At 38.0% G+C, this 22,927-nt stretch carries 36 protein-coding genes; 33 read left to right on the forward strand and 3 right to left on the reverse strand.

The window, feature by feature from the left end; translation table 11 throughout:
* Positions 1–62 precede the first annotated feature (62 nt).
* Entirely contained in the window at positions 63–686 is a 624-nt protein-coding gene (locus HDF25_RS12190) for a hypothetical protein (RefSeq protein ID WP_184625064.1), read from the reverse strand.
* A 79-nt stretch (positions 687–765) separates the two neighbouring features.
* On the opposite strand from HDF25_RS12190, the gene HDF25_RS12195 reads away from it, so the two are divergent.
* The 33 genes from HDF25_RS12195 (at position 766) to dnaK (ending at position 20,647) form a co-directional block, all read left to right on the forward strand.
* A complete protein-coding gene (locus HDF25_RS12195) occupies positions 766–1,602 on the forward strand; it encodes a sulfite exporter TauE/SafE family protein (protein WP_184625066.1) in 837 nt (278 codons plus the stop codon).
* A 70-nt stretch (positions 1,603–1,672) separates the two neighbouring features.
* Positions 1,673–2,068: a DUF1634 domain-containing protein gene (locus HDF25_RS12200; RefSeq protein WP_184625068.1), complete on the forward strand. Its 396-nt coding sequence runs from the start codon at positions 1,673–1,675 to the stop codon at positions 2,066–2,068.
* 192 nt (positions 2,069–2,260) lie between these two features.
* A complete protein-coding gene (gene rplC, locus HDF25_RS12205; RefSeq protein ID WP_184625070.1) occupies positions 2,261–2,878 on the forward strand; it encodes a 50S ribosomal protein L3 in 618 nt (205 codons plus the stop codon).
* Between the two features lie 4 nt (positions 2,879–2,882).
* Entirely contained in the window at positions 2,883–3,512 is a 630-nt protein-coding gene (gene rplD / locus HDF25_RS12210; protein WP_184625072.1) for a 50S ribosomal protein L4, read from the forward strand.
* Between the two features lies 1 nt (position 3,513).
* Positions 3,514–3,804 (forward strand): 50S ribosomal protein L23, encoded by a 291-nt coding sequence (gene rplW, locus HDF25_RS12215; protein ID WP_184625074.1) that lies wholly within the window; start codon positions 3,514–3,516, stop codon positions 3,802–3,804.
* A gap of 23 nt (positions 3,805–3,827) precedes the next feature.
* Positions 3,828–4,652 carry a 50S ribosomal protein L2 gene (gene rplB / locus HDF25_RS12220; protein WP_184625076.1) on the forward strand — a complete coding sequence of 275 codons (825 nt, stop codon included), beginning with the start codon at positions 3,828–3,830 and terminating at the stop codon, positions 4,650–4,652.
* Complete coding sequence (gene rpsS / locus HDF25_RS12225; protein ID WP_008244581.1) at positions 4,652–4,918, forward strand: 30S ribosomal protein S19; 267 nt, start codon at positions 4,652–4,654, stop codon at positions 4,916–4,918. Before rplB ends, rpsS begins: the two co-directional genes overlap by 1 nt.
* A 7-nt stretch (positions 4,919–4,925) precedes the next feature.
* Positions 4,926–5,288, forward strand: a complete 363-nt coding sequence (rplV, locus tag HDF25_RS12230; protein WP_184625078.1) for a 50S ribosomal protein L22 — start codon at positions 4,926–4,928, stop codon at positions 5,286–5,288.
* Positions 5,289–5,293: 5 nt separating this feature from the next.
* Positions 5,294–6,154 carry a 30S ribosomal protein S3 gene (rpsC, locus tag HDF25_RS12235; RefSeq protein ID WP_041878513.1) on the forward strand — a complete coding sequence of 287 codons (861 nt, stop codon included), beginning with the start codon at positions 5,294–5,296 and terminating at the stop codon, positions 6,152–6,154.
* 38 nt (positions 6,155–6,192) lie between these two features.
* Positions 6,193–6,615, forward strand: a complete 423-nt coding sequence (gene rplP / locus HDF25_RS12240) for a 50S ribosomal protein L16 (RefSeq protein ID WP_037442599.1) — start codon at positions 6,193–6,195, stop codon at positions 6,613–6,615.
* Between the two features lie 78 nt (positions 6,616–6,693).
* Positions 6,694–6,903 carry a 50S ribosomal protein L29 gene (gene rpmC / locus HDF25_RS12245; protein WP_037442597.1) on the forward strand — a complete coding sequence of 70 codons (210 nt, stop codon included), beginning with the start codon at positions 6,694–6,696 and terminating at the stop codon, positions 6,901–6,903.
* A 13-nt stretch (positions 6,904–6,916) separates the two neighbouring features.
* Complete coding sequence (gene rpsQ, locus HDF25_RS12250; protein ID WP_037442595.1) at positions 6,917–7,171, forward strand: 30S ribosomal protein S17; 255 nt, start codon at positions 6,917–6,919, stop codon at positions 7,169–7,171.
* 1 nt (position 7,172) lies between these two features.
* Positions 7,173–7,541 carry a 50S ribosomal protein L14 gene (gene rplN, locus HDF25_RS12255; protein WP_041878524.1) on the forward strand — a complete coding sequence of 123 codons (369 nt, stop codon included), beginning with the start codon at positions 7,173–7,175 and terminating at the stop codon, positions 7,539–7,541.
* A gap of 1 nt (position 7,542) precedes the next feature.
* Positions 7,543–7,884: a 50S ribosomal protein L24 gene (gene rplX, locus HDF25_RS12260; protein WP_221450896.1), complete on the forward strand. Its 342-nt coding sequence runs from the start codon at positions 7,543–7,545 to the stop codon at positions 7,882–7,884.
* The gene (gene rplE, locus HDF25_RS12265) at positions 7,884–8,456 is read left to right on the forward strand and encodes a 50S ribosomal protein L5 (protein ID WP_221450897.1); all 573 of its coding nucleotides are present in this window, start codon (positions 7,884–7,886) and stop codon (positions 8,454–8,456) included. The genes rplX and rplE overlap by 1 nt, the downstream gene beginning before the upstream one ends.
* Positions 8,456–8,725, forward strand: a complete 270-nt coding sequence (gene rpsN / locus HDF25_RS12270) for a 30S ribosomal protein S14 (RefSeq protein ID WP_184625080.1) — start codon at positions 8,456–8,458, stop codon at positions 8,723–8,725. Before rplE ends, rpsN begins: the two co-directional genes overlap by 1 nt.
* Before the next feature lie 131 nt (positions 8,726–8,856).
* Positions 8,857–9,255: a 30S ribosomal protein S8 gene (gene rpsH / locus HDF25_RS12275; protein WP_041878531.1), complete on the forward strand. Its 399-nt coding sequence runs from the start codon at positions 8,857–8,859 to the stop codon at positions 9,253–9,255.
* Positions 9,256–9,273: 18 nt separating this feature from the next.
* Positions 9,274–9,831 (forward strand): 50S ribosomal protein L6, encoded by a 558-nt coding sequence (gene rplF, locus HDF25_RS12280; protein WP_184625081.1) that lies wholly within the window; start codon positions 9,274–9,276, stop codon positions 9,829–9,831.
* Between the two features lie 5 nt (positions 9,832–9,836).
* The gene (gene rplR, locus HDF25_RS12285; RefSeq protein ID WP_037442582.1) at positions 9,837–10,190 is read left to right on the forward strand and encodes a 50S ribosomal protein L18; all 354 of its coding nucleotides are present in this window, start codon (positions 9,837–9,839) and stop codon (positions 10,188–10,190) included.
* 18 nt (positions 10,191–10,208) lie between these two features.
* A complete protein-coding gene (gene rpsE, locus HDF25_RS12290; protein ID WP_184625083.1) occupies positions 10,209–10,727 on the forward strand; it encodes a 30S ribosomal protein S5 in 519 nt (172 codons plus the stop codon).
* A gap of 4 nt (positions 10,728–10,731) precedes the next feature.
* Positions 10,732–10,911, forward strand: coding sequence for a 50S ribosomal protein L30 (gene rpmD / locus HDF25_RS12295; RefSeq protein WP_090555281.1), 180 nt, complete (start codon positions 10,732–10,734; stop codon positions 10,909–10,911).
* A 108-nt stretch (positions 10,912–11,019) separates the two neighbouring features.
* Positions 11,020–11,466 (forward strand): 50S ribosomal protein L15, encoded by a 447-nt coding sequence (gene rplO, locus HDF25_RS12300; RefSeq protein WP_184625085.1) that lies wholly within the window; start codon positions 11,020–11,022, stop codon positions 11,464–11,466.
* Between the two features lie 13 nt (positions 11,467–11,479).
* Positions 11,480–12,823: a preprotein translocase subunit SecY gene (secY, locus tag HDF25_RS12305; RefSeq protein WP_184625087.1), complete on the forward strand. Its 1,344-nt coding sequence runs from the start codon at positions 11,480–11,482 to the stop codon at positions 12,821–12,823.
* Between the two features lie 6 nt (positions 12,824–12,829).
* Positions 12,830–13,615, forward strand: coding sequence for a type I methionyl aminopeptidase (gene map / locus HDF25_RS12310; RefSeq protein ID WP_184625089.1), 786 nt, complete (start codon positions 12,830–12,832; stop codon positions 13,613–13,615).
* A 71-nt stretch (positions 13,616–13,686) separates the two neighbouring features.
* Positions 13,687–13,905, forward strand: a complete 219-nt coding sequence (infA, locus tag HDF25_RS12315) for a translation initiation factor IF-1 (RefSeq protein ID WP_008244555.1) — start codon at positions 13,687–13,689, stop codon at positions 13,903–13,905.
* A 1-nt stretch (position 13,906) separates the two neighbouring features.
* Positions 13,907–14,023: a 50S ribosomal protein L36 gene (gene rpmJ, locus HDF25_RS12320; RefSeq protein ID WP_010599887.1), complete on the forward strand. Its 117-nt coding sequence runs from the start codon at positions 13,907–13,909 to the stop codon at positions 14,021–14,023.
* A gap of 80 nt (positions 14,024–14,103) precedes the next feature.
* Positions 14,104–14,481, forward strand: a complete 378-nt coding sequence (gene rpsM / locus HDF25_RS12325; protein ID WP_037442576.1) for a 30S ribosomal protein S13 — start codon at positions 14,104–14,106, stop codon at positions 14,479–14,481.
* Positions 14,482–14,502: 21 nt separating this feature from the next.
* Positions 14,503–14,892, forward strand: a complete 390-nt coding sequence (rpsK, locus tag HDF25_RS12330) for a 30S ribosomal protein S11 (protein ID WP_041878538.1) — start codon at positions 14,503–14,505, stop codon at positions 14,890–14,892.
* A gap of 65 nt (positions 14,893–14,957) precedes the next feature.
* Positions 14,958–15,566, forward strand: a complete 609-nt coding sequence (rpsD, locus tag HDF25_RS12335) for a 30S ribosomal protein S4 (protein WP_041878578.1) — start codon at positions 14,958–14,960, stop codon at positions 15,564–15,566.
* A 79-nt stretch (positions 15,567–15,645) separates the two neighbouring features.
* Positions 15,646–16,638 carry a DNA-directed RNA polymerase subunit alpha gene (locus HDF25_RS12340; RefSeq protein WP_184625091.1) on the forward strand — a complete coding sequence of 331 codons (993 nt, stop codon included), beginning with the start codon at positions 15,646–15,648 and terminating at the stop codon, positions 16,636–16,638.
* An 86-nt stretch (positions 16,639–16,724) separates the two neighbouring features.
* A complete protein-coding gene (gene rplQ, locus HDF25_RS12345; protein WP_184625093.1) occupies positions 16,725–17,258 on the forward strand; it encodes a 50S ribosomal protein L17 in 534 nt (177 codons plus the stop codon).
* 108 nt (positions 17,259–17,366) lie between these two features.
* Positions 17,367–18,554: a class I SAM-dependent methyltransferase gene (locus tag HDF25_RS12350; RefSeq protein WP_184625095.1), complete on the forward strand. Its 1,188-nt coding sequence runs from the start codon at positions 17,367–17,369 to the stop codon at positions 18,552–18,554.
* A gap of 179 nt (positions 18,555–18,733) precedes the next feature.
* Positions 18,734–20,647, forward strand: coding sequence for a molecular chaperone DnaK (gene dnaK / locus HDF25_RS12355; protein ID WP_184625097.1), 1,914 nt, complete (start codon positions 18,734–18,736; stop codon positions 20,645–20,647).
* Between the two features lie 101 nt (positions 20,648–20,748).
* On the opposite strand, the gene HDF25_RS12360 is transcribed toward dnaK, so the two are convergent.
* Together HDF25_RS12360 and HDF25_RS12365 are read right to left on the reverse strand one after the other, a co-directional pair.
* Positions 20,749–21,648, reverse strand: a complete 900-nt coding sequence (locus HDF25_RS12360) for an NDP-sugar synthase (protein ID WP_184625099.1) — start codon at positions 21,646–21,648, stop codon at positions 20,749–20,751.
* 21 nt (positions 21,649–21,669) lie between these two features.
* Positions 21,670–22,785, reverse strand: a complete 1,116-nt coding sequence (locus tag HDF25_RS12365; protein ID WP_184625101.1) for a M20/M25/M40 family metallo-hydrolase — start codon at positions 22,783–22,785, stop codon at positions 21,670–21,672.
* Positions 22,786–22,927 lie beyond the last annotated feature (142 nt).

The raw sequence follows: 22,927 nt of genomic DNA on the forward strand, positions 1-22,927 counted from the left end.
TCTTCATCAAAAAAAAGACCTGTTCCATTTGGAACAGGTCTTTTTTTTGATGAACCCCGTCTTTAGATTCCGCGGTTTTTATATTCATCCAGTTTGTTACGTTCATCCTGTAACTCCCTTGCCAGTTTCTTTTCTTTCTCGTTTGCCTTTACTTTGAAAGCCTGGTATTCCTGCGAAATCTCTTCGTACAGACCACTCCGGTATTTGGCTTCATGGATATTTTTGGCAGACCTGATGGTCACAAAGGCAAAGGCTAATGCCAGTACAGTAATCAGTGACCATACAATCGTGTTATAAGTTCCCTTGCTGAAAGAAATCCCTAAGAAAGAGATTTCATTAACTTTAGAATTCGAAGAGGCCAGAGAGCTCTCTTTGCCTTTTATCTGATTATTCAGGTCGGTGATTGTTTTTGCCTGTTCGGCAATTTTTGTATTCTGATTTTTACGACTGCTGCGTTCTGTCCTGATAGAATCGGTCACACTTTTATAGAAACCAGCAAGTCTGTAGGGGTTAATTAGTTTATAGCCATTGATCGTTTTTGATTTCGAAAGCATAAACTCATACTGTCCTCTTAAGCTGGGATCTGCTTTTACACTATCTGCAGGTGCTTTAATCTGGGCACCAGCCGGCGTAAAAGAAAGGTTAATCATCACAAAGGTAAGGAGCGGGAATAAAAATTTGTTCATTTGAAATAGGTTATGTTTTAATTTAACAATGAGATTTTAATTTTATTGTGTTTTGATTGTAGATAGTATATTTGTCTCAATGTCGGTATTACTATTTACAATTATTGTTTTAGCGGGTGCTTTTTTAGCAGGATTAGTCGGATCTTTAACTGGTCTGGGTGGCGGAGTAATCATAATTCCCTTATTAACACTGGTTTTGGGGGTTGATATTCATTATGCTATCGGCGCTTCAATTGTATCTGTAATTGCTACTTCTTCGGGTTCTGCAGCTGCTTACGTCAAAGAAGGGATTACTAATATCCGTATTGGGATGTTCCTGGAAATTGCCACAACAATAAGTGCTGTGATCGGTGCTATTGTTACTGTTTACATCAATCCGGGGTATATTGCAGTCATTTTTGGTTGTATCCTCCTTTTTTCAGCAGCCATGATGGTCCGCAAAAAAGTAGATCATTCGGATGATAAGGCGACAGGTGTGCTGGCCAATTTCTTTAAATTAAATGGAAGTTACCCCACTGCTAATGGAACGGTTAAATACGGTGTACATAATGTGGTGGGTGGTTTTGTGATGATGTTTGTAGCCGGTATTATATCGGGATTGCTGGGGATAGGCTCAGGGGCTTTAAAAGTGGTTGCTATGGATAATATCATGCGGCTGCCTTTTAAGGTTTCTACAACGACCAGTAACTTCATGATGGGGGTAACTGCTGCAGCAAGTGCAATCGTATATCTTCATCGCGGACAGATTGATCCGGGGATCGCTATGCCGGTTACTCTGGGGGTACTGACAGGAGCTACTGTCGGTTCTAAACTACTGGTCAAAACGAATACAGACAAACTCAAAATTATATTTGCGATCGTAGTCACTTTTCTGGCACTGCAAATGATTTATAATGGATTATCAGGAAAATTGTAATGAATCCGACATGATTATTTTAATCATCAAAGGATCCATCTGACAAATGAAAAACAATAAATATAAACAGATGAAACAAAAGGGTAAACACTATTTCGCAGATAAAGACATACAGGTTATCCTGGGTACATTACTTCGGGTAGGCGTGATCGCATCGATGATCGTCGTTTTCATCGGAGGTATAATTTATCTGAGTGGCTATAGTCATGAAATCATTGATTACCGTGTTTTTAATCCTTCAAAAACTGTTTATTCTTCGATTCTGGCTATCTTCCAGGGTTTGAGTGTTTTAGATGGAAAAGCAATTATACAGTTCGGTACGTTGCTGCTGATATTTACGCCAGTTACGCGCGTTGTTTTTTCCGTTTTTGGCTTCCTGATCGAACGCGATTATTTATATGTGCTGATCGGACTCTTCGTTTTGGGTGTAATTCTGATCAGTTTGAGTAACAAGCTGGTAGGTTAAAACTATCATAGGCGCCTTATATCAGAATATTTTAGGAGCTATCCTAAAATAATAGCAATTATTTGCAAAATAAATTCGCTAACTGTTTGAAAATTAAGATTTCTTTCTTATTTTTGCCCTCCCTTAACGGGAAGTGTATCCACCTTGAACGAAGCCCTACTGCTTCGATGGGTGTTAAATTAAAAAAAGAAAATGTCAGGTATTATTGGAAAAAAAGTAGGAATGACCAGCATTTTCGACGCCGATGGAAAAAACATTCCATGTACGGTGATCGAAGCTGGGCCTTGTGTTGTAACACAGGTTAAGACCGAAGAGAAAGACGGTTACGTTTCAGTTCAATTAGGCTTCGATGAAGCTAAAGAAAAGAACACCACCAAGCCTTTGAAAGGCCACTTTGCGAAAGCAAGCACAACTCCAAAACGTAAATTGGTAGAATTTGCTCCGTTTGAAGAATCGTTGAATTTAGGCGATACTGTAACGGTTGGCATTTTTGCTGAAGGCGATTTTGTGGATGTAGTTGGTACTTCAAAAGGTAAAGGTTTTCAAGGTGTTGTGAAACGCCATGGATTTGCGGGTGTGGGTGGACAAACTCACGGTCAGCATAACAGAATGCGTGCGCCAGGTTCATTAGGTGCTGCATCTTATCCAGCACGTGTATTTAAAGGTATGCGTATGGCAGGTAGAATGGGTGGAGATAGAGTGAAAGTTCAGAACTTACAGGTTTTGAAAGTTTATGCAGATCAAAATCTTGTTGTAGTTAGTGGTTCCATTCCAGGAGCTAAAGGTTCTTACGTAATCTTAGACAAGTAAGCAGATGGAATTAAATGTAGTAAACATTTCAGGAAAAGAGACAGGTGCCAAGGTGCAACTTCCTGAGTCGGTATTTGGTGTAACACCTAGCGATCATGCAATTTATTTAGATGTTAAACAGTATTTGGCTAATCAACGTCAGGGTACTCACAAGTCTAAGCAACGTAATGAAATCGCTGGTTCAACACGTAAATTGTACAAACAAAAAGGAACTGGTGGTGCTCGTGCGGGTAGTATTAAATCTCCTTTGTTCAATGGTGGTGGTCGTGTATTCGGTCCTCAGCCACGTGATTACAGTTTTAAACTGAACAAAAAATTAAAATCTCTGGCACGTAAATCTGCGTTGTCATACAAAGCTCAGGATCAAAACATCCTTGTTTTAGAAGATTTTACTTTTGATTCAATCAAAACTAAAAATTACATCGCTTTAGTTAATGCTTTAAGCTTAGCTGGTGAGAAAACTTTGTTGGTTTTACCTGTTCAGGATAACAATATTTATTTATCAAGCAGAAACATTCAGAAAGTAAAAGTAATTACTGTAGATCAGATCAATACATATGATGTATTAAACTGTGGTAAACTTTTGTTGACTGCGAATACTGTTAAAACATTGGAGGAGGCATTTGCCAAGTAATATGGAATTTTTAAGAAAACCAATACTAACCGAAAAAGCTTCTGCCCTTACAGAAAAGTCAAGTCGCTTTACTTTCCAGGTAGAACACAAAGCAAACAAATTGCAGATTAAACAAGCTATCGAAAAAATGTATGGTGTTAACATCCTTGCAATCAATACTATGATTGTAAACGGAAAGTTAAAATCAAGAAATACAAAAGGTGGTTTAGTTACGGGTCGTAGCCCGAAATACAAAAAAGCGATTGTTACTCTGGCAGCAGGTGAAACAATTGATTATTACGCGAACATTTAATAAGAATTGAATATTTTATAACTATGGGCTTAAGAAAATTTAAACCAGTCACTCCGGGTACCCGCTTTAGAGTTGGGGCCAGTTTTTCGGAGATTACAGCAACCAAGCCCGAAAAATCATTGGTTGTTTCTTCTAAGAAATCGGGAGGACGTAACAATACAGGAAAGATGACTATGCGCTACATGGGTGGTGGTCACAAAAAATCTTACCGTTTAATTGACTTTAAACGTGATAAATTTGATATTCCTGCAACAGTTGCTACTGTTGAATACGATCCAAACCGTACTGCACGTATCGCATTATTACATTATGCTGATGGTGAGAAGCGTTACATTATTTCGCCAGAAGGATTACAAGTTGGGCAAAAAGTATTGTCAGGTGATACTGCAACTCCAGAAGTTGGAAATACTTTAAAATTATCGAATATCCCTTTGGGATCTATTGTACACAACGTGGAGATTCATCCAGGACGTGGTGCACAATTAGCACGTAGCGCTGGTGCTTATGCACAATTAGCTGCACGTGACGGTAAATATGCAACATTGAAAATGCCATCAGGTGAGACAAGATTAATCTTGACTACTTGTTTAGCAACAATCGGATCTGTTTCAAATTCAGATCACGCTAATGAAGTATTAGGTAAAGCAGGTCGTAAACGTTGGTTAGGACGTCGTCCTAGAACGCGTCCGGTTGCGATGAACCCTGTCGATCACCCAATGGGTGGTGGTGAAGGTCGTTCATCAGGTGGTCAGCCTAGATCAAGAAATGGCATGTATGCTAAAGGCTTCAAGACCCGTCAACTTAAAAAATACTCAAATCGTTTCATCATAGAGAAAAGGAAGAAATAATGGCTCGTTCGATTAAAAAAGGACCTTATATTGACCATAACGTAGAGAAGAAAGTAGTATCTATGAATGATTCAGGCAAAAAGTCTGTCATTAAAACTTGGTCTCGCAGATCAATGATCTCACCAGATTTTGTGGGTCATACATTTGCAGTGCATAACGGTAATAAATTTATACCGGTATACGTAACAGAAAACATGGTTGGTCACAAGCTGGGAGAGTTTGCTCCAACCAGAACATTTAGGGGTCACTCTGAAAAGAAAAAATAATTAAGAGATGGAAGCAGTAGCGAAATTAAACAATTGTCCAACCTCACCACGTAAGATGCGTTTGGTTGTAGATCTTATCAGAGGTGAGCGTGTTGAGAAAGCATTACATATTTTAAAATTTACCAATAAAGATGCAGCTATAAAAGTTGAGAAACTTTTATTATCAGCAATCAAAAACTGGGAAACTAAAAATGAAGGTTCTCGCCCTGAAGAAAACCAATTATATGTTAAAACTATAATGGTTGGCGGTGGCCGTCAGTTGAAAAGACTGAGACCAGCACCTCAAGGTCGTGGTTACAGAATACGTAAGCGTTCTAACCATGTAACTTTGGTAGTAGATAGTAAAAACGTTGAAACTCAAACTAATTAGTAGAAATGGGACAAAAAGCACATCCAATAGGAAACAGGTTAGGAATCATCAGAGGTTGGGATTCTAACTGGTTCGGTGGCAACAACTATGCTGACAAATTAGTTGAGGACGAAAAAATAAGAAAATATCTTTCTGTGCGTATCGCAAAAGGAGGAGTAGCTAAAGTAGTTATCGAACGTACGTTAAAACGTATCACTGTAACTATCCACACTGCTCGTCCGGGTATCGTGATCGGTAAAGCAGGAGCTGAGGTTGATAAGATCAAAGAAGAGTTAAAGAAATTGACTAAAAAGGAAATTCAAATTAACATTTTTGAGATCAAACGTCCTGAGCTTGATGCACAACTGGTAGCAGAAGGTGTAGCAAAACAATTAGAGGCAAGGATCTCTTTCCGTAGAGCCATGAAGTCAACTATCGCATCAACAATGCGTATGGGTGCTGAAGGTATCAAGATAATGACTTCAGGTCGTTTAGGCGGAGCAGAGATGGCTCGTAACGAGCAGTATAAAGAAGGAAGAATTCCTTTGCATACTTTCCGTGCTGATATTGACTATGCATTAGCTGAAGCATTAACTACTTATGGTAAGATTGGTGTTAAAGTATGGATCTGTAAAGGCGAAGTTTATGGTAAACGTGATCTTTCTCCAAACATTGGTGCAGTAAGTAACGCTCCTGGTAAAGGTGGCAGACCTGAAGGTGCTTTTGGTGCAGGTGGCAGAGACAGAGATAACCGTGGCGGTGGTGACAGAAGAAACGACAACAAAGGTGGTCGTGGAAGAGGTCCAGGTCAGGGTGGTCCAGGTCAAGGCGGTCCAGGTAGAGATAATAGAGGCGGAAATACTCCTAACAGAGGTCCTCGTAAATAATTAGTTAACAGATCGTTTAACGATAATTTTAGAATAAAATGTTACAGCCAAAAAGAACGAAGTTCAGAAAGATGCAAAAGGGCAGAATGAAAGGTTTAGCTACACGTGGAGCTGAATTATCATTCGGGTCTTTCGGGATTAAATCTTTAGAGGCGACCTGGATTACCAGTCGTCAGATAGAGGCAGCCCGTATTGCGGTAACTCGTTTCATGAAACGTGAAGGCCAAGTGTGGATTAGAATTTTCCCGGACAAACCGGTAACTAAGAAACCAGCTGAAGTACGTATGGGTAAAGGTAAAGGTGCTCCTGAATACTGGGTAGCAGTAGTTAGACCAGGACGCATCATTTTTGAAGCTGAAGGTGTATCTTTAGAAATTGCTAAAGAAGCTATGAGATTAGCTGCTCAGAAATTACCTATCCAAACAAAATTTGTAGTACGTAGAGATTACGTAGAAGCATAGAAAAAGAGAGTTTTGGGGTCAATGTTGTAAGTAACTTGTTATTATAACCGCTAGACCCAGAACATAAAAATTAATAAAATGAAGAACTCAGAAATCACAGGGCTTTCACAAGAAGAACTAGTAGTCAGGATTGCAGAAGAGAAAGAAAACTTAGTTAAGTTAAAATTTGCACATACAATTTCGGCTATAGAGAATCCTACCCGCATCAACAAGGTAAGAAAAGACATCGCCCGATTAAATACTGAAATGACTAAGCGTAAAGCTGCGTCAGCTAGTGAAACTAAATAACTTTAGAGTCGAAATGGAAAGACAATTAAGAAAAACAAGAACCGGGTTGGTGGTAAGCAACAAAATGGATAAATCTGTTGTTGTAGCGGTAGAACGTAAAGTGAAACACCCGATCTATGGTAAGTTTGTTAAGAAAACTACCAAATTTATGGCTCATGACGAGAAAAACGATTGTGGTATTGGTGATACAGTACTTATCATGGAGACTCGTCCGCTGAGTAAAAACAAGAACTGGAGATTAGTGGAAATTTTAGAAAGGGCTAAATAACATGGTACAACAGGAATCAAGATTAAACGTAGCCGATAATAGCGGCGCAAAACAAGTATTGGTTATCCGTGTACTTGGTGGAACCGGAAAGAGATACGCTTCTATTGGTGACAAAATCGTTGTTACCGTTAAAAGTGCATTGCCTTCAGGTAACATTAAAAAAGGAACCGTTTCTAAAGCAGTTGTTGTAAGAACAAAGAAAGAGATCAGACGTAAGGATGGTTCTTACATCCGTTTCGACGACAATGCAGCAGTCCTACTAAATGCTCAGGATGAGCCGCGTGGAACACGTATTTTTGGCCCGGTAGCGAGAGAACTGCGTGAGAAACAATTCATGAAGATTGTATCATTAGCACCGGAGGTATTATAAAATGAAAAATAAAGTAACTGTTCAGCCAAAAATTAAAATCCGTAAAGGAGATTTAGTAAAGGTTATCGCTGGTGATTCAAGAGGCCAGGAAGGTAAAGTGCTTTCAGTATTAATTACTAAAAGCAGGATACTGGTAGAAGGTGTAAACCTTGTATCTAAACATACAAAACCAAATGCTGCTACTCCAAACGGAGGTATCATTAAAAAAGAAGCTGCTCTTCATATTTCTAACGTTGCGTTAATTGATCCTAAATCAGGAAAAACTACGCGTGTTGGCAGAAAGCTTAATGCTGATGGGAAATTAGTTAGGGTATCTAAAAAATCAGGAGAGGAGATCAAATAATGACTTACATACCAAGATTAAAGACTAAATACAAAGAGGAAATTGTAATCGCACTTAAAGAAAAGTTCAATTACAAAAGCGTAATGCAAGTTCCTAAGTTAGAGAAGATAGCTGTCAACCAAGGTGTTGGTCGTTTCTCTGTAACTGATAAAAAGATTATGGACAGCTCTATTTTAGAGATGACTACAATCACAGGTCAGCAGGCAGTAGGTGCGAAATCTAAAAAAGATATCTCAAACTTCAAATTACGTAAAGGTATGCCGGTAGGTGTACGTGTAACTTTACGTGATAACAACATGTTTGAATTTTTAGATCGTTTAATTTCCGTAGCTTTACCACGTATCCGCGATTTCAAAGGTATTAATGATAAAGGATTTGATGGAAAAGGTAATTACACTTTAGGTATTACTGAGCAAATCATCTTCCCTGAGATCAACATCGACAAAATCTCTAAGATTTTAGGTATGGATATTACCTTTGTTACTTCAGCAACAACTGATGTTGAAGCATTGGAACTATTAAAGCAATTTGGATTACCATTTAAAAACCAAACTCCTAATACAGATCAATAATGGCAAAAGAAGGTATAAAAGCTCGCGAAGTTAAGCGCCAGAGATTGGTAGCTAAGTATGCAGACAAACGTGCAGAATTAAAAGCTGCAGGTGATTTCGAAGGATTAGATAAGTTACCAAAAAACTCATCTCCAGTACGTTTACACAATCGTTGTAAATTAACTGGCCGTCCACGTGGTTATATGCGTACATTCGGTATATCAAGGGTTACATTCCGTGATATGGCATTAGCAGGAAAAATTCCTGGAGTTACCAAAGCAAGCTGGTAAAATCGTTAAACGTTAGTTTATTACGCTATTAGCGCGATAACCTAACGTTATACGTTTAAATAGAAAAATTAACCGATGGAAGGTCGCTCCGAATAGTTCGGAAAGGAAACCACTATCACAAATCAATAAAAATGAATACAGATCCAATAGCAGATTATCTTACAAGAGTAAGAAATGCCATTAAGGCAAATCACAGAATTGTAGAAATTCCTGCATCAAATCTTAAAAAGGAAATCACAAAAGTACTTTTTGACAAAGGTTACATTGCCAACTACAAGTTCGAGGAAACTACAGTTCAGGGTACTATCAAAATCGCTTTGAAGTACAACCCTATTACTAAAATCCCTGCGATCCGTACTTTGATGCGTATCAGCAAACCAGGTTTAAGGCAGTATGCAGGCGTTGATAATATGCCAAGAGTATTGAACGGTTTAGGTATTGCTATCTTGTCAACTTCAAAAGGAGTTATGACTGATAAAGAAGCAGCCAGACTAAACATTGGTGGCGAAGTTTTGTGTCACGTTTATTAATTAAAGGAGGATAGCAAAATGTCAAGAATAGGAAAAGCCCCAATTAATGTCCCTGCTGGAGTAACAATTACAGTTGATGAAAACAATTTAGTAACTGTAAAAGGCCCTAAAGGTGAATTAAAACAAGCAGTTGATGTAGACATCACTGTTTCTCAGGAAGACGGTGTAGTTACTGTAACTCGCCCGACTGAACAAAAAAGACACAAAGCATTGCACGGTTTATACCGTTCATTGTTAAACAATATGGTTATTGGTGTAACAGAAGGTTATAAAATTTCACAAGAGTTAGTAGGTGTGGGTTACCGCGCGTCTAACACAGGTAACACCCTGGATCTTGTATTGGGATTCTCTCACCACTATGTATTCCAGTTACCGGAAGAGATTAAAGTAACTACTACCTCAGAAAAAGGTCAGACTCCTAAAATCATTTTAGAAAGTATTGACAAACAACTGATCGGTCAGGTTGCAGCGAAAATACGCTCGTTACGTGCACCAGAGCCATATAAAGGTAAAGGTATCAAGTTTGTAGGCGAAGTGTTAAGAAGAAAAGCAGGTAAATCAGCTTCTAAAAAATAATCATCATGGCAGGGAAAAAATTATCTCGTAGAGATCGTATAAAAAAAGGAATCAGAAAAAGACTTACCGGTTCTGAAAGCCGTCCACGTTTATCAGTTTATAGAAGCAATAAAGGAATTTATGCTCAAATCATTAACGACGTAACTGGAAGCACAATCGTATCAGCATCATCATTATCAAAAGATTTTTCTGGTAATGGAAATAAATCAGAGCAATCTGTAGCTGTAGGTAAATTAGTAGCTGAAAAAGCAATCGCAGCTGGCATTAAAGAAGTTGTTTTCGATAGAAATGGCTATTTATACCATGGTCGCGTAAAATCGTTGGCAGAAGGTGCCCGTGAAGCTGGTTTAGTATTTTAATCTGAAAATAGGATAAGAATGTCAACTATCAATATAAAAAGAGTTAAGACTAGCGAGGTCGAATTAAAAGACCGTTTAGTTAGTATACAACGTGTTGCCAAAGTAACCAAAGGTGGTCGTACTTTCAGTTTCTCAGCTATCGTAGTTGTTGGAGATGAAAACGGAATCGTAGGTTACGGTTTAGGTAAAGCAAAAGAGGTAACTGAAGCAATTGCTAAAGGTATCGATGATGCTAAAAAGAACTTAGTAAAAGTTCCTTTATTAAACGGTACTGTTCCTCACGAACAAATCGGTAAATTCTCAGGTGGTTTTGTATTAATCAAACCAGCTGCAGTAGGTACAGGTGTTATCGCGGGTGGTGCAATGCGTGCTGTATTAGAGAGTGCTGGTGTACACAACGTATTAGCAAAATCAAAAGGTTCATCAAATCCTCACAACGTGGTAAAAGCAACTGTAGATGCTTTAACAAAAATGCGTGATGCTTATACCATCGCACAAACACGTGGTGTTGATTTAAACAAAGTTTTTAACGGATAAGAACATGGCTAAGATCAGAATAACCCAGGTAAAAAGTATCATTGACAGAAGCGAGCGTCAAAAAAGAACTATGCAGGCATTAGGTTTGAAAAAAATGAACCAGTCTGTAGAAGTTGAGGCTAACGCGGCTATCATTGGGATGGTGAGAAAAGTGAATCACTTAGTAGCTATCGAAAGTATATAATTCGCAAAGGTTGTAAATTAGTTTATAATTACTAATTTGCAACCTTTGTATATGTTTAACCGTTGCCCTGATTAGTGAAAGCGAAGGGCAGCACAATAAGTTTCAAAAATGAACTTAAGTAATTTAAAACCTGCAGCAGGTTCTATTAAGAATAGCAAAAGAATTGGTCGTGGTACTGGTTCTGGTCGCGGTGGTACTTCCACTCGTGGTCACAAAGGTGCCGGATCCCGTTCAGGTCACAAAACTAAAATCGGTTTTGAAGGTGGTCAGATGCCATTACAACGTCGCGTACCTAAGGTTGGTTTCAAACCAATTAACCGTACTGAATATGTAGGCGTTAACTTAGACGTTTTACAAGGTTTAGCAGAGAGATTCAACCTGACTACTATTGATTTCGCTACATTGCAGGATCATGGTTTAGCTCACAAGAATGATCTGATTAAGATCCTTGGTCGTGGTGAAGTAAAAACTAAAATCGAAGTTAAAGCACATGCTTTTTCTGCAACTGCACAGAAAGCTATTGAAGCTGTTGGAGGCTCAATAGAAAAATTGTAATTAATTATAATTAATGAAGAAGCTCTTTACTACTTTAAGTAATATTTGGAAAATTCAAGAATTAAAAGAGCGTATAGTATTTACGCTCGTAATTCTTTTGGTCTACAGGTTTGTTTCTCACGTGGTTTTACCAGGTGTTGATGCAACAGCTCTAGGCGATAATCAGAAATCTGGGATCCTGGGTCTGCTGGATATGTTTGCTGGAGGTTCATTCTCCCGTGTATCTATCCTCGCACTAGGGGTTATGCCTTATATTTCTGCATCAATTGTAGTTCAGTTATTAGGTATTGCTGTTCCTTCTTTCCAGAAAATGCAAAAAGAAGGAGAGAGTGGCAGAAATAAACTTAATCAGATTACCCGTTACTTAACTGTAGCTATTACAGCTGTTCAGGCTGTTGGTTATGTAAAGACTCAGGTTCCTCAGGAAGCAATTCTGATTGACCACACTTTATTCTTTGTTCTTGCAACATTTGTTTTGTCAGCAGGTACTTTGTTTGTCATGTGGTTGGGAGAAAAAATTACTGATAAAGGTATAGGAAATGGTATTTCACTAATCATCATGGTTGGTATTATCGCCCGTCTTCCGGTAGCTTTACAACAGGAGATCAGTTCTAGATTAGTAGGAGACAGTGGTGGTCTTATCGCCCTGGTTCTGGAGATCGTAGCACTGTTTGCTGTGGTAATGTTTACTATCCTTATTGTTCAGGGTGTCCGTAAGGTGCCTGTACAATATGCAAAACGTATTGTTGGTAACAGACAATTCGGTGGTGTAAGACAATATATCCCGTTAAAAGTAAATGCTGCAGGTGTAATGCCAATCATCTTTGCTCAGGCACTGATGTTCATTCCAACTACAGTTACACAGTTCTTCCCTAAATTGCAGAACACCTGGTTAATCCAGTTCAGTGATCCTACTTCACTGGCTTATAGTCTGACCTTTGCATTTTTAATCATTGCCTTCACTTTCTTCTATACTGCGATTACTGTTAATCCGGTACAGATGTCTGATGATATGAAGAAAAATGGCGGTTTCATTCCTGGTATTAAACCAGGTCTGTCTACTTCATCATTCATTGATGATGTAATTTCTAAGATCACCTTTCCAGGTTCAGTATTCTTAGCTATTATCGCTATCCTTCCGTCGATTGCTGTGAAATTTGGTATTAAATCAGAATTCGCGCATTTCTATGGTGGTACATCCCTGCTGATTCTGGTAGGTGTTGTATTGGATACTTTGCAACAGATTGAAAGTTATTTATTAATGCGTCATTACGATGGATTAATGAAGACAGGTAGAGTTACAGGTCGTACAGGAGTTGCCGCTGCGAATACAACCAGCAGCAGTGCTGTAATTTAATATTGAATGTCTAAGATTTATTATAAGTCTCCCGAAGAAGTAGAGCTGATCAGGGAAAGCTCCTTACTGGTGTCAAAAACCCTCGCTGAAGTAGCGAAGATTATTGCACCCGGAGTAACCACGATGCAGCTTAACAAACTCGCGGAGACTTATATACAAGATAACGGAGCGATACCAGCATTTCTAAACTACAATGGATTTCCATATTCACTTTGTATTTCGCCTAATGAGCAGGTTGTTCATGGTTTTCCAAGTGATTATGTAATACAGGAAGGAGATTTAATCTCTGTCGATTGTGGTGTTATTAAAAACAATTTCTTCGGTGATTCGGCTTATACTTTCTCTATCGGAGAAATTAGCGCAGATCGTCAGAAACTCGTTGATATTACCCAGGAATGCCTGAAACGTGCCATTGATAAAGCTGTCGTAGGATCCCGCATCGGTGATGTCGGATATGCAGTACAGGCTTTAGCAGAGGAGAATGGTTTCGGTGTTGTGAGAGAGCTTGTCGGTCACGGTGTTGGTGTTAAATTACATGAGAAGCCTGAAGTACCAAATTACGGGAAACGGGGCACTGGGATGAAATTAGAGGAAGGGATGGTAATTGCCATAGAGCCAATGATTAATGCCGGTACAGCCAGTGTAAAGTTTTGGTCGGACGGTTGGACAGTTACGAGTCGTGACAATCAACCATCGGCACATTTTGAGCATACAATCGCAGTTAAGAAGGGTAAAGCAGACGTTTTATCAACGTTTTCTTTTATTGAAGAAGTTTTAAAAGAAAAAAGGTAAATAATTAAATATTTTTATTTAATTTTGCAACCCTGTTTAATAGCAGCTAATCAAGTAAAAATCAATATTATATGGCTAAACAAGCCTCGATTGAACAAGACGGTGTAATAAGAGAAGCATTATCAAATGCCATGTTCCGTGTAGAACTGGAGAATGGTCATGAGATTATCGCTCATATCTCGGGTAAAATGAGAATGCACTACATTAAGATATTACCTGGGGATAAAGTAAAATTAGAGATGTCGCCTTACGATTTGTCAAAAGGCAGGATTACTTATAGATATAAATAAAATGAAAGTTAGGTCATCAATTAAAAAACGCAGTGCTGATTGCAAGATTATTCGTCGTAAAGGTAAACTTTACGTTATAAACAAGAAAAATCCTAAGTACAAGCAGCGTCAAGGTTAAAAAACATTATTGTGGTATGATTAGATTGAATGTACAGGTTACTCAATCTGTCGTCAAATAATCAAACATTTAGTACAAATATGGCAAGGATATCAGGTATAGATTTACCAAGAAACAAAAGAGGCGAAATTGGACTAACTTACATCTTTGGTGTAGGCAGATCAACTGCTCAGCGTATATTAACTGAGGCAGGTATCGATTTTAGCAAAAAAGTACAGGACTGGTCTGATGATGAGTTATCAGCAATACGTACAATCATTAACGACGGAATTAAAGTAGAAGGTGCTTTACGTTCTGAAGTTCAGTTAAACATCAAACGTTTAATGGATATTGGTTGTTACCGCGGATTACGTCACAGAAAAGGTTTACCAGTGCGTGGACAACGTACTAAAAACAATTCTCGTACTCGTAAAGGCAAGAGAAAAACAGTTGCTAACAAGAAAAAAGCTACTAAATAAAATTAGTATCGAATAATAATTATGGCTAAGAGTAAAAAAGTAACCAAAAAGCGTATTGTTGTTATTGAACCAGTTGGTCAGGCACATATCAATGCGACTTTTAATAATATCATTGTTACCCTAACAAATAACAACGGTCAAACTATTTCATGGTCTTCAGCTGGTAAAATGGGATTCAAGGGTTCTAAAAAGAACACTCCATACGCTGCCGGACAAGCTGCATCTGATTGTGGTAAAGTAGCTTTTGATTTAGGTCTGCGTAAAGTAGAAGTTTTTGTTAAAGGTCCAGGTTCAGGTCGTGAGTCTGCAATCAGAACATTGCAAATCTCAGGTATCGAAGTTACCTCAATCAAAGATATTACACCGCTTCCGCACAACGGATGTCGTCCTCCTAAGAAGAGAAGAGTTTAATTTATTAATTTTTAAAGCTAAGAGTCTGCAGCTTAAGGTTGCATGATACTTTAAAACAAAAAGCAATGGCAAGATATACAGGACCAAAGTCCAAAATCGCGCGTAAATTCAGAGAGCCAATTTTCGGCCCTGATAAAGTATTAGATAGAAAAAACTATCCTCCTGGACAGCACGGTGCGTCTAAAAGAAGAGGTAAACAATCTGAATACTCAGTACAGTTAATGGAGAAACAAAAAGTTAAATATACTTATGGTGTATTAGAACGTCAGTTCCGTAACTTGTTTACTAAAGCATCTTCCCGTCAGGGCATTACAGGTGATAACTTATTACAATTATTAGAAGCTCGTTTAGATAATACAGTTTACAGATTAGGTATTGCAACTACTCGTTCTGCTGCTCGTCAGTTAGTTAGCCATAAACACGTAACAGTGAACGGTGAAGTAGTAAATATCCCTTCATATCAATTGAAAGCTGGTGATGTTGTTGCAGTTCGTGAGAAATCTAAAACTCTTGAAAGCATCACTAATTCAGTAGCAGGAAGAGTAATCAATAAGTTTAATTGGTTAGATTGGAATGCTTCGGAATTAAGCGGTAAGTTCTTAACTTATCCGAATCGCGACGAGATTCCAGAAAATATCAAAGAAAACCTTATTATAGAGTTGTACTCTAAGTAATAGATTTAGTTAAAGCCTTTATACGGGCTTTAACTATTTTACGTTACATAATTTTAATAACGATCTAAAAACATTATAAATGGCAATTTTAGCATTTCAGAAACCCGATAAGGTCATCATGCAGAAATCAACGGATTTCGATGGTATATTTGAATTTCGTCCTTTAGAACCCGGTTTCGGTGTAACAATTGGTAATGCCTTAAGAAGAATTCTTCTTTCTTCTTTAGAAGGGTATGCCATTACAAGTATTCGTTTTTCTGGCGTATCACATGAATTTTCTACAATGAAAGGTGTTGTAGAGGATTTAACTGAAATTATCCTTAATTTGAAACAGGTTCGTTTTAAAAAAGCTGGTGATTCAGGTGATTCTGAAAAAGTTTTTATTGTAGTTAATGGCCAGGATCAATTTCTTGCAGGTGACATCACTAAATTCTCTAACAACTTCGAAGTTCTTAATCCGGATTTCGTAATTTGTAACATGGAGAAATCAGTGACTTTAGAGGTAGAATTGACTATCAATAAAGGACGTGGTTATGTTCCGGCTGAAGAAAACAAAATTAATGATGCTGTTGTTGGTGTAATCGCTATCGATTCGATCTTTACTCCAATGAAAAATGTAAAATACACGATTGAAAACTATCGTGTTGAGCAGAAAACAGATTACGAAAAATTAATTTTAGATATCTCTACTGACGGATCTATTCATCCTGAAGAGGCATTGAAAGAAGCAGCCAAAATTTTAATTCAGCATTTCATGCTGTTCTCTGATGAGAACTTAGTATTAGAATCTCAGGCTAAAGAAGAAACTAAAGAAGTTGACGAGGAAATCTTACATATGCGTAAAATCCTTAAAACTGAATTAGTTGATCTTGACTTATCAGTTCGTGCATTAAACTGCCTTAAAGCAGCTGATATCCGCACACTGGCAGACCTTGTTTCTTATGATGTAGCTGATATGTTAAAATTCAGAAACTTCGGTAAGAAATCATTAACTGAAATCCAGGAATTAGTAAAATCTAAAAGCTTATCATTCGGTATGAATTTAGGTAAATACAAACTGGACGAAGAATAATTTCAACAGACAAATAACAATATTGTTAATAGTGTGTAATTCCCTCTTTAATTGAGAAGAGACGGTACACACTGAATAAAAAAAAAATGAGACACGGTAAAAAACACAATCACTTAGGCAGAACTAAGTCCCATCGTAAAGCGATGTTGGCTAACATGGCCTCATCATTGATCAAACACAAAAGAATCTCTACTACTTTAGCAAAAGCAAAAGCTTTGCGTATGTATGTTGAGCCTTTGATCACTAAATCTAAAAACGATACTACTCACTCTCGTCGTACTGTTTTCAGTTATTTACAGGACAAAGATTCAGTTACTGAATTGTTCCGTGACATAGCTACGAAAGTTGCTAACCGTCCAGGTGGTTATACCAGAATTATCAAATTAAACAATCGTTTAGGTGATAATGCTGAGATGGCATTAATCGAGTTGGTTGATTACAACGAAGTTTACGGTAAAGAAGCTGCTACAGAAGAAAAGAAAACTACCCGTCGTGGAAGAAGCAAATCTACTGCTAAAAAAGCTGACGCTACTGAAGCTCCTGCTAAAGCAGAAGCAACTGCAGAAGCGGTTGTTGAAGCACCAGCTGCTGAAGAAACAAAAGAAGATAAAGGAGAATAATATTCTTCCTCATCAAAATACAGATAGCCCTGTTCTTAATTGGACAGGGCTATTCTTATATATAAGACCATAGTAAATTATATATGATCATAGTAAATCTATAATTTTATGTCCAATCAATCTCTCCTTCAGGAATTCCAGCAACAGTTAGCAGATAGTATCCCGTCTAATGTATTTGTTAAAGTCTCCCTTGGTAATTACAAGGGTAATGACAAGGAACTAAAGAATGTATATGTACGTAGGATAAAGATTAAAAAAGTAGAAATGCTTTCTTTTACTTACCGGAACAAAACCAGGGACATCGTAAAGAATTTTTCAATCGCGGATGGCCTGACCAGAATTAATCATTTTATCAGCAATGATTTTAAGATCTGTACTTTTTTCAGCACGGAGAAAGAAGTGATTGTTGAACACGATAAAAAAGGAATAATCTCTGTTAGGGAACGGCTCATTAAAACTGAAGTTCCTGTTACGCTTTCTCATGACAAAGAAAAGAAAAGATTGATTCAGCCTGCGGGTAAGACTTACTTGCAGGAATTAAAAATCAGTGACGCTAATGGTGCTGTTTATAAAAATGCACAGGATAAATATAAACAGATTAATCAGTATATCGCGTTATTGGATCCGCTGATCAGAACTTTGCCTGCCAGGGGAATGAAAAATGTGGTAGATATGGGCTCTGGTAAAGGTTATCTTACTTTCGCTTTATATGATTACCTGGTTAATGTATTAAAAACAGAGGCGAAAGTTACTGGTGTGGAATATCGTCAGGACCTGGTTGATTTATGTAATAAAATAGCATCGGGGTCAAACTTTACAGGACTTGATTTTGTTCAGGGTACTATAGAAGATTATGAGGCTGAAAATATTAACTTATTGATTGCTTTACATGCCTGCGATACGGCTACTGATGATGCAATTTATAAGGGGATAAAAGGGAATGCCGAACTCATTGTGGTTGCACCTTGTTGTCATAAGCAAATCAGAAGACAAATAGAAAAAGGAAAGGCTGTAAATGAGCTGGAATTCTTAACTAAGTATGGTATCTTTTTAGAACGCCAGGCGGAAATGGTGACTGATGGGATCAGAGCATTAATACTGGAATATTTTGGGTACAAGACGAAAGTATTTGAATTTATCTCTGATGCACACACGCCAAAGAATGTATTGGTAGTGGGGGTGAAAACCAAGGAGCAACTGGTAGCTAAAGAAGAGATCCTGGAGAAAATTAAAAGGACAAAAGCATATTTTGGCATTGAGTATCATCATCTTGAAAAATTAGCTGATCTGATGTAATGACGGCCTCCGGTAATGTCATTTCTGACAACCTGTCAGCAATGTAAAAGGTTTTTATTTACATTTTAACCAAAATATAAAAACCTGTGCCGGTTTACCTGACAAAAGCCAATTGGCACATTGCTTGTTAAATAGAATTAGAAAATAAGAATTCATCACATAAACAAAGATAAAATAGCATGTCAAAAATTATTGGTATAGACTTAGGAACAACAAACTCTTGCGTAGCCGTAATGGAAGGTAACGAACCTGTAGTTATAGCCAACAGTGAGGGTAAACGTACAACGCCATCCATTGTTGCATTTGCAGAAAATGGTGAGCGTAAAGTAGGTGATTCTGCAAAACGCCAGGCGATCACTAACCCAACAAAAACAATTTATTCAATTAAGCGCTTCATGGGCAGCAGCTTTGCTGAGGTTTCCAAAGAAGCTGGTCGCGTACCTTACAAAGTTGTAAAAGGCGACAACAATACTCCACGTGTTGAAATTGACGACCGTAAATATACTCCACAGGAAATTTCTGCAATGATTCTGCAGAAAATGAAAAAAACTGCTGAAGACTTTTTAGGTCATGAAGTAACAGAAGCAGTTATTACTGTTCCTGCTTATTTCAACGATGCTCAACGTCAGGCTACTAAAGAAGCTGGTGAAATCGCTGGTTTAACAGTTAAACGTATCATCAACGAGCCAACTGCTGCTGCTTTAGCTTATGGTTTGGACAAAGCACACAAAGACATGAAAATTGTTGTGTTTGACTGTGGTGGTGGTACTCATGACGTTTCTGTATTGGAATTAGGTGATGGTGTATTTGAAGTAAAATCTACTGATGGTGATACACACTTAGGTGGTGATGACTTTGACCACATTATCATTGACTGGTTAGCTGCTGAATTCAAAGCTGAAAATGGTATGGACCTTAGTCAGGATCCAATGGCATTACAACGTTTGAAAGAAGCTGCTGAGAAAGCTAAAATTGAGCTTTCAAGCACTACTTCTACTGAAATCAACTTACCATATATCACTGCTGATGCAAGCGGTCCGAAACACTTGGTTAGAACTTTAAGCCGTGCTAAATTTGAGCAACTGGCTGCTGATTTAATCAAACGTACTATCGAACCTTGTAAATCTGCTTTGAAAAACGCTGGTTTAAAAACTTCTGATATCGATGAGATCATTTTAGTTGGTGGTTCTACACGTATTCCTGCTATCCAGGAAGCTGTAAAAGCATTCTTCGGTAAAGAACCATCTAAAGGTGTAAACCCTGATGAGGTTGTAGCTATTGGTGCTGCAATTCAAGGTGGTGTTTTAACTGGTGAAGTTAAAGACGTATTGTTATTAGACGTAACTCCTCTTTCTTTAGGTATCGAGACTATGGGTGGTGTAATGACTAAACTGATTGAAGCAAATACTACTATCCCTTCTAAAAAAGCAGAAACCTTCTCTACAGCAGCTGACAACCAGCCTTCGGTAGAAATCCACATCTTACAAGGTGAGCGTCCAATGGCTGCTCAGAACCGTACGATTGGTCGTTTTATCTTAGATGGTATTCCTCCTTCTCCACGTGGTGTTCCTCAGGTAGAAGTTGCATTTGATATTGATGCAAACGGTATCTTACACGTAAGTGCAAAAGATAAAGCTACTGGTAAAGAGCAAAAAATTCGTATTGAGGCTTCTTCAGGTTTAACTGATGAAGAAATCAAAAGAATGAAAGAAGAAGCTGAGCAGAATGCTGATGCTGATAAAATTGCTAAAGAAGAAGCTGATAAAATCAACAGCGCTGACGCTTTAATCTTCTCTACTGAGAAACAATTGAAAGAATTCGGTGAGAAAATCTCTGCTGATAAAAAAGCTCCGATTGAAGCTGGATTAGCGAAATTACAAGCAGCACACGCTGCTAGAAACTTCGCTGATATCGATGCAGCTCAGGAAGAATTACAAGCAGCATGGAATGCAGCATCTGAAGAGATGTACAAAGCTGGTCAGGAAGGCGCACCTGCTGAAGGTGGTGCTGAGCACGCAGCAAGCGGTCAGGCTGATTCAGCTGATAACGTTACTGATGTTGACTTTGAAGAAGTAAAAGACGACAAAAAATAAGCTTAGCTTATCTCAATAAAAAAGAGGGTAGATGAAAATCTATCCTCTTTTTTTATGGGTCAAAAAAAAGCCTTAAACTTAGTTTAAGGCTTTTTTACTATTTAGTTCCAGAGATTCTCCGGATAGATACCATCTTTGATCAGCTGGTCTATAGAAGCCTGTACAATAGGTTTATCTTCTTTATAAGTTACCCCGAACCATTTACTGTCAGTTGGAACTACCTTGAAATCGGCAGTATCCGAATTGATTAAACTATCAGCAACCAATGGAATGAAAAACTCAGCTTTTGGATTGTCTTTGTTTTCTTTCGCAAAATCTCTGAATAGTTCTTCAGAAATTTTAAATACCTCTGGTGTGAAACCCCAGAAATTCATAGATACTCTGGTGTCTAAGGATAGTGGATATTGTTTCTCTTCTTCTTCATAAACAATAGCATCACCTGCATGAAGAACTTTTGTACGTTCAACGATTTCTTCCAGGTAATCATCAGCGCTTACTTTGCATACTCCACGTGATACAGAACCATAATCTGACAAAGTTTTACCAATTTCGTAACCAATCATTGAATAGTTACTGTCATTAACTTCTTCTGTCAGGAATTTTACCATTTTCTCATAAGCATCCAGACCATAGAAGTCATCTGCATTGATTACGCAGAAAGGCTCTTTGATGGCATGTCTTGCTGCTAAAACTGCATGGGCAGTTCCCCATGGTTTACTTCTTTCTATTTCCAGATCGATCCCGTATTGTTTCAAGTCAAAATTCTGGAAAACGTAGTCTGTCTCTATTTTGCCTTTAAGTTTTGCATCAAAGATCTCCTTAAAATTCTCTACGTATTCTTCTTTAATAATAAAGACAACTTTCCCGAAGCCAGCTTTGATAGCATCGTAAATGGAATAGTCGATGATGGTCTCTCCATTAGGACCAAAACCGTCAATTTGTTTCATGCTGCCATAGCGGCTTGCCATACCGGCTGCGAGTATTAATAAGGTGGGTTTCATTCTTCTTATAATTTTTTTAATTTATTTATTGTACTTAAAATCGTGATCTTTTTTAATGTTTAACAAAGCATGATAGATCAGGCTGATGACATTGTCTACATCTTCTTTATGTACCATTTCAACTGTGGTATGCATATAACGCAGGGGTAAAGAGATTAGTGCCGAAGGTACACCGCCATTTGAATAGGCAAAAGCATCAGTATCAGTTCCGGTCGAGCGGGACGAAGCCTGACGCTGGAACGGGATGTCATTTTTCTGAGCTGTCTCAATCAGTAATTTATTCAGGTTTGTCTGTACTGCTGGTGCATAAGATACGACCGGACCTAAACCACAGGCTAAATCACCCTGGGTTATTTTGTTGATCATCGGTGTTGTGGTATCGTGCGTTACATCAGTAACGATAGCTACATGCGGCTTAATTCTGTCCGCAATCATTTCGGCACCTCTCAAGCCTATCTCTTCCTGAACAGAATTAACTATGTATAAACCGAAAGGTAATTTTTGTTTATTCTCTTTCAGTAAACGGGCTACTTCAGCAATCATAAATCCACCAGCGCGGTTATCTAAAGCACGACCTACATAATAGCGGTCGTTCAGTACCATGAATTCATCTTCATAAGTAATTACGCAGCCTACATGGATACCTAAAGCTTCAACTTCGTCTTTGGTTGTACAACCGCAGTCAAGAAATATGTTTTTTAATGCTGGTGCTTCTTCTTTTTCTCCTGCACCACGGGTATGGATTGCAGGCCATCCGAAAACAGCTTTGACCATTCCTTTATCAGTATGGATATTTACGCGTTTAGAAGGGGCAATCTGATGATCTGAGCCACCATTACGAATGACGTAAATTAATCCGTCTGAGGTGATATAATTGACAAACCAGGAGATTTCATCGGCATGAGCCTCAATAACTACTTTATATTCTGCTTTTGGGTTGATGACACCTACAGCAGTTCCGTAGTTGTCGATAAAACTTTCATCGATATAAGGTTTCAAATAGTCTAACCAAAGTTTCTGACCAGGGTATTCAAATCCTGTTGGGGATGGGTTATTGATATATTCTTCAAAAAACTGGAGTGATTTCTTAGTTACAACAGACACATGTTTCTGCTTCTCGTCTTTCTTTTTAGCCATCTTTATATGTTTATGATAAACAAATATATAAAGATGGCTTTAAGCATCAAGTCTATTGTTGATATCTAGACCGATATTGACAGAATAAACACGATTTTGAGGGCTTATTCTTTTATTTTCCCCATTTCTGGGTAGTAATTAT

The organism is Pedobacter cryoconitis (genome assembly GCF_014207135.1).
GTDB lineage: Bacteria > Bacteroidota > Bacteroidia > Sphingobacteriales > Sphingobacteriaceae > Pedobacter > Pedobacter cryoconitis_D.

Coding starts and splice junctions, on each gene's coding strand:
- rplF (WP_184625081.1), top strand. CDS start 9,274: ATGTCAAGAATAGGAAAAGCCCCAATTAATGTCCCTGCTGGAGTAACA.
- rplP (WP_037442599.1), top strand. CDS start 6,193: ATGTTACAGCCAAAAAGAACGAAGTTCAGAAAGATGCAAAAGGGCAGA.
- rplQ (WP_184625093.1), top strand. CDS start 16,725: ATGAGACACGGTAAAAAACACAATCACTTAGGCAGAACTAAGTCCCAT.
- rplW (WP_184625074.1), top strand. CDS start 3,514: ATGGAATTTTTAAGAAAACCAATACTAACCGAAAAAGCTTCTGCCCTT.
- rpsN (WP_184625080.1), top strand. CDS start 8,456: ATGGCAAAAGAAGGTATAAAAGCTCGCGAAGTTAAGCGCCAGAGATTG.
- rplR (WP_037442582.1), top strand. CDS start 9,837: ATGGCAGGGAAAAAATTATCTCGTAGAGATCGTATAAAAAAAGGAATC.
- HDF25_RS12350 (WP_184625095.1), top strand. CDS start 17,367: ATGTCCAATCAATCTCTCCTTCAGGAATTCCAGCAACAGTTAGCAGAT.
- rpsD (WP_041878578.1), top strand. CDS start 14,958: ATGGCAAGATATACAGGACCAAAGTCCAAAATCGCGCGTAAATTCAGA.
- HDF25_RS12190 (WP_184625064.1), bottom strand. CDS start 686: ATGAACAAATTTTTATTCCCGCTCCTTACCTTTGTGATGATTAACCTT.
- map (WP_184625089.1), top strand. CDS start 12,830: ATGTCTAAGATTTATTATAAGTCTCCCGAAGAAGTAGAGCTGATCAGG.
- HDF25_RS12195 (WP_184625066.1), top strand. CDS start 766: ATGTCGGTATTACTATTTACAATTATTGTTTTAGCGGGTGCTTTTTTA.
- rpsH (WP_041878531.1), top strand. CDS start 8,857: ATGAATACAGATCCAATAGCAGATTATCTTACAAGAGTAAGAAATGCC.
- rplO (WP_184625085.1), top strand. CDS start 11,020: ATGAACTTAAGTAATTTAAAACCTGCAGCAGGTTCTATTAAGAATAGC.
- rpmJ (WP_010599887.1), top strand. CDS start 13,907: ATGAAAGTTAGGTCATCAATTAAAAAACGCAGTGCTGATTGCAAGATT.
- secY (WP_184625087.1), top strand. CDS start 11,480: ATGAAGAAGCTCTTTACTACTTTAAGTAATATTTGGAAAATTCAAGAA.
- rpsK (WP_041878538.1), top strand. CDS start 14,503: ATGGCTAAGAGTAAAAAAGTAACCAAAAAGCGTATTGTTGTTATTGAA.
- rpsE (WP_184625083.1), top strand. CDS start 10,209: ATGTCAACTATCAATATAAAAAGAGTTAAGACTAGCGAGGTCGAATTA.
- HDF25_RS12360 (WP_184625099.1), bottom strand. CDS start 21,648: ATGAAACCCACCTTATTAATACTCGCAGCCGGTATGGCAAGCCGCTAT.
- rpsQ (WP_037442595.1), top strand. CDS start 6,917: ATGGAAAGACAATTAAGAAAAACAAGAACCGGGTTGGTGGTAAGCAAC.
- rplD (WP_184625072.1), top strand. CDS start 2,883: ATGGAATTAAATGTAGTAAACATTTCAGGAAAAGAGACAGGTGCCAAG.
- rpsC (WP_041878513.1), top strand. CDS start 5,294: ATGGGACAAAAAGCACATCCAATAGGAAACAGGTTAGGAATCATCAGA.
- rplE (WP_221450897.1), top strand. CDS start 7,884: ATGACTTACATACCAAGATTAAAGACTAAATACAAAGAGGAAATTGTA.
- dnaK (WP_184625097.1), top strand. CDS start 18,734: ATGTCAAAAATTATTGGTATAGACTTAGGAACAACAAACTCTTGCGTA.
- rplN (WP_041878524.1), top strand. CDS start 7,173: ATGGTACAACAGGAATCAAGATTAAACGTAGCCGATAATAGCGGCGCA.
- rpsS (WP_008244581.1), top strand. CDS start 4,652: ATGGCTCGTTCGATTAAAAAAGGACCTTATATTGACCATAACGTAGAG.
- rpmD (WP_090555281.1), top strand. CDS start 10,732: ATGGCTAAGATCAGAATAACCCAGGTAAAAAGTATCATTGACAGAAGC.
- rpsM (WP_037442576.1), top strand. CDS start 14,104: ATGGCAAGGATATCAGGTATAGATTTACCAAGAAACAAAAGAGGCGAA.
- HDF25_RS12365 (WP_184625101.1), bottom strand. CDS start 22,785: ATGGCTAAAAAGAAAGACGAGAAGCAGAAACATGTGTCTGTTGTAACT.
- rplB (WP_184625076.1), top strand. CDS start 3,828: ATGGGCTTAAGAAAATTTAAACCAGTCACTCCGGGTACCCGCTTTAGA.
- infA (WP_008244555.1), top strand. CDS start 13,687: ATGGCTAAACAAGCCTCGATTGAACAAGACGGTGTAATAAGAGAAGCA.
- rplV (WP_184625078.1), top strand. CDS start 4,926: ATGGAAGCAGTAGCGAAATTAAACAATTGTCCAACCTCACCACGTAAG.
- rplC (WP_184625070.1), top strand. CDS start 2,261: ATGTCAGGTATTATTGGAAAAAAAGTAGGAATGACCAGCATTTTCGAC.
- HDF25_RS12340 (WP_184625091.1), top strand. CDS start 15,646: ATGGCAATTTTAGCATTTCAGAAACCCGATAAGGTCATCATGCAGAAA.
- HDF25_RS12200 (WP_184625068.1), top strand. CDS start 1,673: ATGAAACAAAAGGGTAAACACTATTTCGCAGATAAAGACATACAGGTT.
- rpmC (WP_037442597.1), top strand. CDS start 6,694: ATGAAGAACTCAGAAATCACAGGGCTTTCACAAGAAGAACTAGTAGTC.
- rplX (WP_221450896.1), top strand. CDS start 7,543: ATGAAAAATAAAGTAACTGTTCAGCCAAAAATTAAAATCCGTAAAGGA.